Origin of the sequence: Faecalibacterium sp. An192, from assembly GCF_002160175.1 — a bacterium.
In the GTDB taxonomy this organism is placed as follows: domain Bacteria; phylum Bacillota; class Clostridia; order Oscillospirales; family Ruminococcaceae; genus Faecalibacterium.
Genome location: NZ_NFKB01000012.1, coordinates 64,395 through 70,952, shown reverse-complemented (window position 1 = coordinate 70,952; position 6,558 = coordinate 64,395). Strand labels below are relative to the sequence as shown.

At 57.5% G+C, this 6,558-nt stretch carries 4 protein-coding genes; 3 read left to right on the top strand and 1 reads right to left on the bottom strand.

Annotated elements, in window-relative coordinates; genetic code table 11:
- Window positions 1-405: 405 nt before the first annotated feature.
- Window positions 406-3,951, bottom strand: a complete 3,546-nt coding sequence (nifJ, locus tag B5F27_RS05885) for a pyruvate:ferredoxin (flavodoxin) oxidoreductase (RefSeq protein ID WP_087365414.1) — start codon at window positions 3,949-3,951, stop codon at window positions 406-408.
- Between the two features lie 423 nt (window positions 3,952-4,374).
- Here nifJ and B5F27_RS05880 point away from each other — a divergent pair, with 423 nt between their 5' ends.
- From B5F27_RS05880 to B5F27_RS05865, 3 genes are all read left to right on the top strand, one after another.
- Entirely contained in the window at window positions 4,375-4,923 is a 549-nt protein-coding gene (locus B5F27_RS05880) for an NUDIX hydrolase (RefSeq protein ID WP_087246820.1), read from the top strand.
- A 1-nt stretch (window position 4,924) separates the two neighbouring features.
- Window positions 4,925-5,584, top strand: a complete 660-nt coding sequence (locus B5F27_RS05875) for an RluA family pseudouridine synthase (RefSeq protein WP_242956834.1) — start codon at window positions 4,925-4,927, stop codon at window positions 5,582-5,584.
- Between the two features lie 375 nt (window positions 5,585-5,959).
- On the top strand, window positions 5,960-6,496 hold the full coding sequence (locus B5F27_RS05865) for a serine/threonine-protein kinase (RefSeq protein ID WP_087365410.1): 537 nt from the start codon (window positions 5,960-5,962) through the stop codon (window positions 6,494-6,496).
- Window positions 6,497-6,558: the final 62 nt, after the last annotated feature.

The window sequence follows — 6,558 nt, the reverse complement described above, 5'->3', positions numbered from 1 at the left end:
CAAAGGAAGGTCCTTTCCTTTGTGTGCCTATAATACCATACCCCCCCCGGTGTCAAGACCCGATTTCAAATTTTCCCATTTTTGCTTAATTTTATATAGTTTGGGAAGGCCCATCTTGGATACAAGCTATTTTGAGAACGGGAAGGGCGGAGGAAATTTCTCTGGCGTGAGAAGAACCCAGGGCAGGAGATCCCGCCTTTTTTATTGTTTGCTTCCATGGAATCGGGGAACACAAAGCCCCCATCCCCCATAAACGCAAAAATACCCCGCCTGCCTTTTCAGACAGACGGGGTACTTTGTTCGCCTTTGGAGTAAGTTCAGCCTCGGTGGACGGGCCTATCCCTTAAGAGCCCCTACGGGGCGGCGGCGCAGCCGCGGGGGAAATGCCCGCTGCCTCAGGCAGCCTTACTTGTACAGCTCGACCAGGCGAGTCAGGTGCTCGTAACGAGCCTCTGCAGCCTTCTGGTTGTCGTCGAACAGCTTCTTGGCGCGGTCGGGGAAGGCGCGGCTCAGACGGCTGTAACGAGTCTCGGTAGCCAGCAGGTTCTGGTACTTCTCAGCGTCAACGGCCTTGGAGGTCAGGGTGAAGGGGTTCTTGCCCTGAGCCTTCAGAGCGGGATTGAAGGTGAACAGGTTCCAGTAACCGGCCTCAACAGCCTTCTTCATCTCGTTCTGGCAGTTGGTCATGCCGCCCTTGATGCCGTGCAGCTCGCAGGGAGCGTAGCCGATGATCAGGGACGGGCCGGGGTAAGCCTCAGCCTCAGAAATAGCCTTGATGGCCTGGTTCATGTTGGCACCCAGAGCGATCTGTGCGACGTAGATGTAACCGTAGGTCATGCAGATCTCGGACAGGCTCTTCTTGCTGATCTCCTTGCCGGCTGCAGCGAACTGGCAGACCTCACCGATGTTGGAGGCCTTGGAAGCCTGTCCGCCGGTGTTGGAGTACATCTCGGTGTCGAAGACCATCACGTTGACGTCCTCGCCGGAAGCCAGGACGTGGTCCAGGCCGCCGTAACCGATGTCGTATGCCCAGCCGTCGCCGCCGAAGATCCAGACGGACTTCTTGGCGATGTACTGCTTGCTCTTCAGGACCTCAGCGGACTTCTCGCAGCCAGCAGCAGCGGCCTTCTCCAGCTCAGCGATCAGGGCCTTTGCGGGCTCGTCGTTGGCGCGGGTGTTGTTCTTGGTCTCGGTGAACTTGGCGTAAGCAGCCTTCAGCTCGTCCGAAGCCTTATCCGAGTTGACGATCTCCTCGATCTCGCGGATCAGGTTCTCGCGGATGGTCTTCTGGCCGAGGTACAGGCCCAGGCCGTGCTCAGCGTTGTCCTCGAACAGGGAGTTGTTCCAAGCGGGGCCGTGGCCGCTGTCCTTGTTGACAGTGTAGGGAGAGATCGCAGCAGTGCCGCCCCAGATGGAGGAGCAGCCGGTGGCGTTGGAGATATACATCTTCTCGCCGAACAGCTGGGTGATCAGACGTGCGTAAGAGGTCTCAGCACAGCCTGCGCAGGAGCCCGAGAACTCCAGCAGCGGCTGGTTGAACTGCGAGCCGATGACGGTATCGTCAGCAAACTTGCTGGGCTTCTTGGAGATGTTGGCGACGCAGTAGTCGAAGACTTCCTGCTCGGCAGCCTGGCTCTCCTGAGGCACCATGGTGATAGCCTTGGTGGGGCAGACGGTGACACACTCGCCGCAGCCCATGCAGTCCAGCGGAGAAACAGCCATGACGAACTTGTACTCGTTGGCGGGGCGGTTGTCGCGGCTCTTGGTCTGCTTGGGAGCAGCAGCCAGCTCCTCAGCGGTCAGCTGGAAGGGACGGATGGTTGCGTGCGAGCAGACGAATGCACACTGGTTGCAGCCGACACACTTGGCAGCATCCCACTCGGGGACGGTGACAGCGGTGCCGCGCTTCTCATAAGCCGAAGCACCCTGCTCCCACTGGCCGTTGGCGTTGTGGGCGAAGGCGGAGACAGGCAGGCTGTCGCCGTCCATACGGGCGATGGGCTCCATGACGTCGCGGATCTGCTTGACCAGCTCGGGACGGCCAGCCAGCTCCTTGGGAGCGGGATCGGCCTCGGGGTTGGACCAGCTTGCGGGGACGTCCACCTTGTGGATGGCGTCAACGCCGGCGTCGATGGCCTTCCAGTTCATCTCAACGACGTCCTGGCCCTTCTTGCCGTAGCTCTTCTGAGCAGCCTGCTTCATGAAGTTGATGGCGTCATCGATGGGCATGACCTCAGCCAGCTTGAAGAAAGCGGACTGCAGGATGGTGTTGGTGCGCTTGCCCATGCCGATCTCGATGGCCTTGTCGATGGCGTTGATGGTGTACAGCTGAATGTTGTTGTCAGCGATGTACTTCTTGGCCTCGGCGTTCAGGTGGTGGCCCAGCTCCTCATCGGTCCACTGGCAGTTGATCATGAAGACGCCGCCGGGCTTGACGTCCTGGACCATCTTCATGCCCATGTTGACGTAAGCGGGGTTGTGGCAGGCCACGAAGTCAGCCTGGTTGATGTAGTAGGGGCTGCGGATGGGCTTGTCGCCGAAACGCAGGTGGCTGATGGTGACGCCGCCGGTCTTCTTGGAGTCATACTGGAAGTAAGCCTGAACGTACTTGTCGGTATGGTCGCCGATGATCTTGACCGAGTTCTTGTTGGCGCCGACGGTGCCGTCGCCGCCCAGACCCCAGAACTTGCACTCCTTGGTGCCTTCTGCAGCGGTGATGGGAGCGGGCTTGACCTCGGGCAGAGACAGGAAGGTCACGTCGTCGGTGATGCCCAGGGTGAAGCGCTCCTTGGGCTGATCCTTGGTCAGCTCGGTGTAGACAGCGAAGATCGAGGACGGGGGAGTGTCCTTGCTGCCCAGGCCGTAGCGGCCGCCGATGACGGTGACGTCGTTCTTGCCGGCCTCACGCAGGGTGGTAGCCACATCCAGGTACAGGGGCTCGCCCAGAGAGCCGGGCTCCTTGGTGCGGTCCAGAACAGCGATCTTCTTGGCGGTCTCGGGCAGAACCTTCAGCAGGGAAGCGGAGACCCAGGGACGGTACAGGCGAACCTTGATGATACCGACCTTCTCGCCGCGGGCGTTCAGGTAGTCGATGACCTCGTCGGCCACGTCGCAGATGGAGCCCATAGCGACGATGACGCGGTCAGCGTCGGGTGCGCCGTAGTAGTTGAACAGATCGTAGTTGGTGCCGATCTTCTCGTTGATCTTGGCCATGTACTTCTCGACAATGGCGGGCAGCGCATTGTAAACCGAGTTGCAGGCCTCACGATGCTGGAAGAAGACGTCGCCGTTCTCGTGGGAGCCGCGCATCTTGGGGTTCTCGGGGTTCAGAGCGTTCTTGCGGAACTCCTCGACAGCCTCCATGTTGCACATTTCCTTCAGGTCGGCGTAGTCCCACTTCTCGATCTTCTGATACTCGTGAGAGGTGCGGAAGCCGTCGAAGAAGTTCAGGAAGGGAACGTGGCCCTCGATGGCGCACAGGTGTGCGACGGGGGACAGGTCCATGACTTCCTGGACCGAGCTCTCGGCCAGCATAGCGAAGCCGGTCTGACGGCAGGCCATGACGTCGCTGTGGTCACCGAAGATGTTCAGGGCCTGGGTAGCGACGGTACGGGCCGACACGTCAAAGACGCAGGGCAGCTGCTCGGCTGCGATCTTGTACATGTTGGGGATCATCAGCAGCAGACCCTGAGAAGCGGTGAAGGTGGTGGTGATGGCACCAGCACCCAGAGCGCCGTGAACGGCGCCAGCTGCACCGGCCTCAGACTCCATCTCAACAACCTTGACCTGGTTGCCGAAGATATTCTTCTGGCCTGCTGCGGACCACTGGTCCACGGAGTCAGCCATCGGAGAAGAAGGGGTAATCGGATAGATGGCAGCAACATCGGTAAACGCATAAGCTACATGCGCGGCCGCGGTGTTGCCATCCATGGTTTGCTTTGCTCTAGGCATTTTTCTTCCTCCATTACTTTTTATTAAGGCTGCCTGCCGGGTCGGCATGGAAGGCCGTCAGACTGCCTTGGGGACTTTGCCGAACAACTGCCGCCGGATGGGCATAATTGTTCATCTATTATAATAGCAAATTCCCGCCCCAAAGTAAACGCAATCCTTCTGGTAAAACACACCAAGAATTCTCATAAAAATTTGTGAGGTTTTTATACTTTCACATGGGCCATGCCGGGGCTTTTGCGCTTTTGGATACATCTTGCGGGCAAAGAGCGGTTGACAGGCCGCCGCGGCCCGGGTAAACTGAAAAGGAGAACAGACCGGCTGTTTCTCCACCGTTTCAACCTGTTTTCCACCGGCGGACGGCTTATAAAAATCAACGGGCCGCCGCGCTGTTTCTGTCCACACATGAAAGAAAGGAAGCTTCCCATGGAAACGCATTTCGAGAAAAAGATCGACAGCCAAATCGTCTATGAAGGGCGGGTCATCACCGTCACCCGGGACACCGCCCTGCTGGAAAACGGAGAAACCGCCCTGCGGGACGTGGTGCACCACCACGGCGGGGCCTGCATCCTGCCTTATTACGAGGACGGGACCATCTGCATGGTGCGTCAGTTCCGCTATGCCATGCAGCAGGAGCTGTGGGAGCTGCCTGCCGGCAAGCTGGAAGCCGGGGAGGACCCCTTTGTGGCGGCCCAGCGGGAGCTGACCGAGGAGTGCGGCGTCACCGCCGACGAATACATCTCCCTGGGTGAAGTTTACCCCACCGTGGGCTATGATACCGAAATCATCTACATCTGGGCGGCCCGGGGCCTGCATCCGGCCCATATGCACCTGGACGACGACGAGTTCCTGACCCCTGAGCGGGTGCCCCTGAAAAAGGCCTATGAGATGGTGCTGTCGGGGGAGATCAAGGACGCCAAGACGGTGGCAGGCATCCTGAAATTCAAAGCTCTGCTGGACGAAGGGCGGCTGTAAGGTGGAGGCAAAGCACATTTCTTCCCCGGTGTACGAGGACGGGCAGATCATTGTCCTGGACAAGCCCGCCGGCATGGACAGCGAACATCAGCTGCCGGCGGCCCTGCGGGAACTGTGGGGGAATCCGGAGGCCTTTGTGGGCCTGGTGCACCGGCTGGACGCCGGGGTGTCGGGCCTGATGGTCTGCGCCAAAACCCCTGAGGCGGCGGCCGCCCTCAGCCGCCAGGTGCAGGCGGGGACCTTCCGCAAGGAGTACCGGGCGGTGATTGCCGGCGGCCCGGACGAGGCCCTGCCTGGAGCCGGACAGCTGCGGGATTATCTGTTCAAGGACAGCCGTGCGGGCCGGGTGTACCCGGTCAAGCGGTTGCGGAAAGGGGTGCGGGAAGCGGTGCTGAACTACCGCATCCTGGATACCCGGGAAGGGGAACAGGGGCCTCTGAGCCTGGTGGAAATCCAGCTGGAAACCGGCCGGACCCATCAGATCCGGGTACAGTTTGCATCCCGGCGCCATCCGCTCTGGGGCGACGGCAAGTACGGGAGCCGGTACAAGGGCGCCATCGCCCTGCAGAGCGCCCGTCTGGCCTTCAGCCATCCTGAAACCGGCCAGCCCCTGGTGTTCACCCTCCCTGCACCCCCATGCTCCCCCTTCCCGCTTTTTTGAAAAAAAGCTTGGCACCCGCCTGAGGCGGGAGGCACTTCCCCCGCGGCTGCGCCGCCGCCCCCAAGGGCTGAAACACAGGGTACATTCTCTATACCATGCGTTGCAACGGTGTACAAAGGGAATATTATAAAATTTAACAATGGACTGCCAATCTTACGCAGAGATACCGCCCAAACGAGACTAGTGTGTTGCGCCCTGCCGGGGGCTTCCCCTGCGCTGGCTGCCGCCAGCTACCCCTTTGTGGACTTGCCGCCCAGAAACACCTTGCGCTGCAAGCTGTTCCCGTCCAGCAAGTTTACAATAGGCCGCTATACTTTTCTGAAACGATGAAGTATAATGAAGTCAATGACAAATTGGAGCTTACGGAGGACATATATGAATAAAGAAATGACCGTAAATGGTAAAAAATATAAAATAATTAAATTGTTGGGAAAAGGGAAAGGTGGCTATTCCTATCTGGCGGACGATGGAATAAAAAAATACGTTTTGAAGCAGATACATCATGAGCCTTGTAGCTATTATCAATTTGGAAATAAAATTGAAGCGGAAATAAGAGATTATGAGCGGTTAAAAGCAATCGGAATAAAAATGCCCGATATGATTGATGTCGATATTGCAAATGAACGTATTTTGAAAGAATTTATTGATGGTGACACGATTTACCAGTTGATTTTGCAAGACAAGATGAAATCCATCTACATCGAACAGGTGCGTGGTATGTGTGTTTTGTTATATGCCGCCCATACAAACATTGATTATTTCCCGACAAATTTTGTGGTTCGTAACGAAGAAATATATTATATTGATTTTGAGTGCAATGATTACATGGAGGAATGGAACTTTGAAAACTGGGGGATTAAATACTGGTCAAAGACACCGGAGTTTCTGCAATATGTGAAAGAACATTCTTAACCCCAAATCCTAATTTGTCGGGCCGCCCTGACCCGAACTTTCAAAACTGAATATCAGCCGCC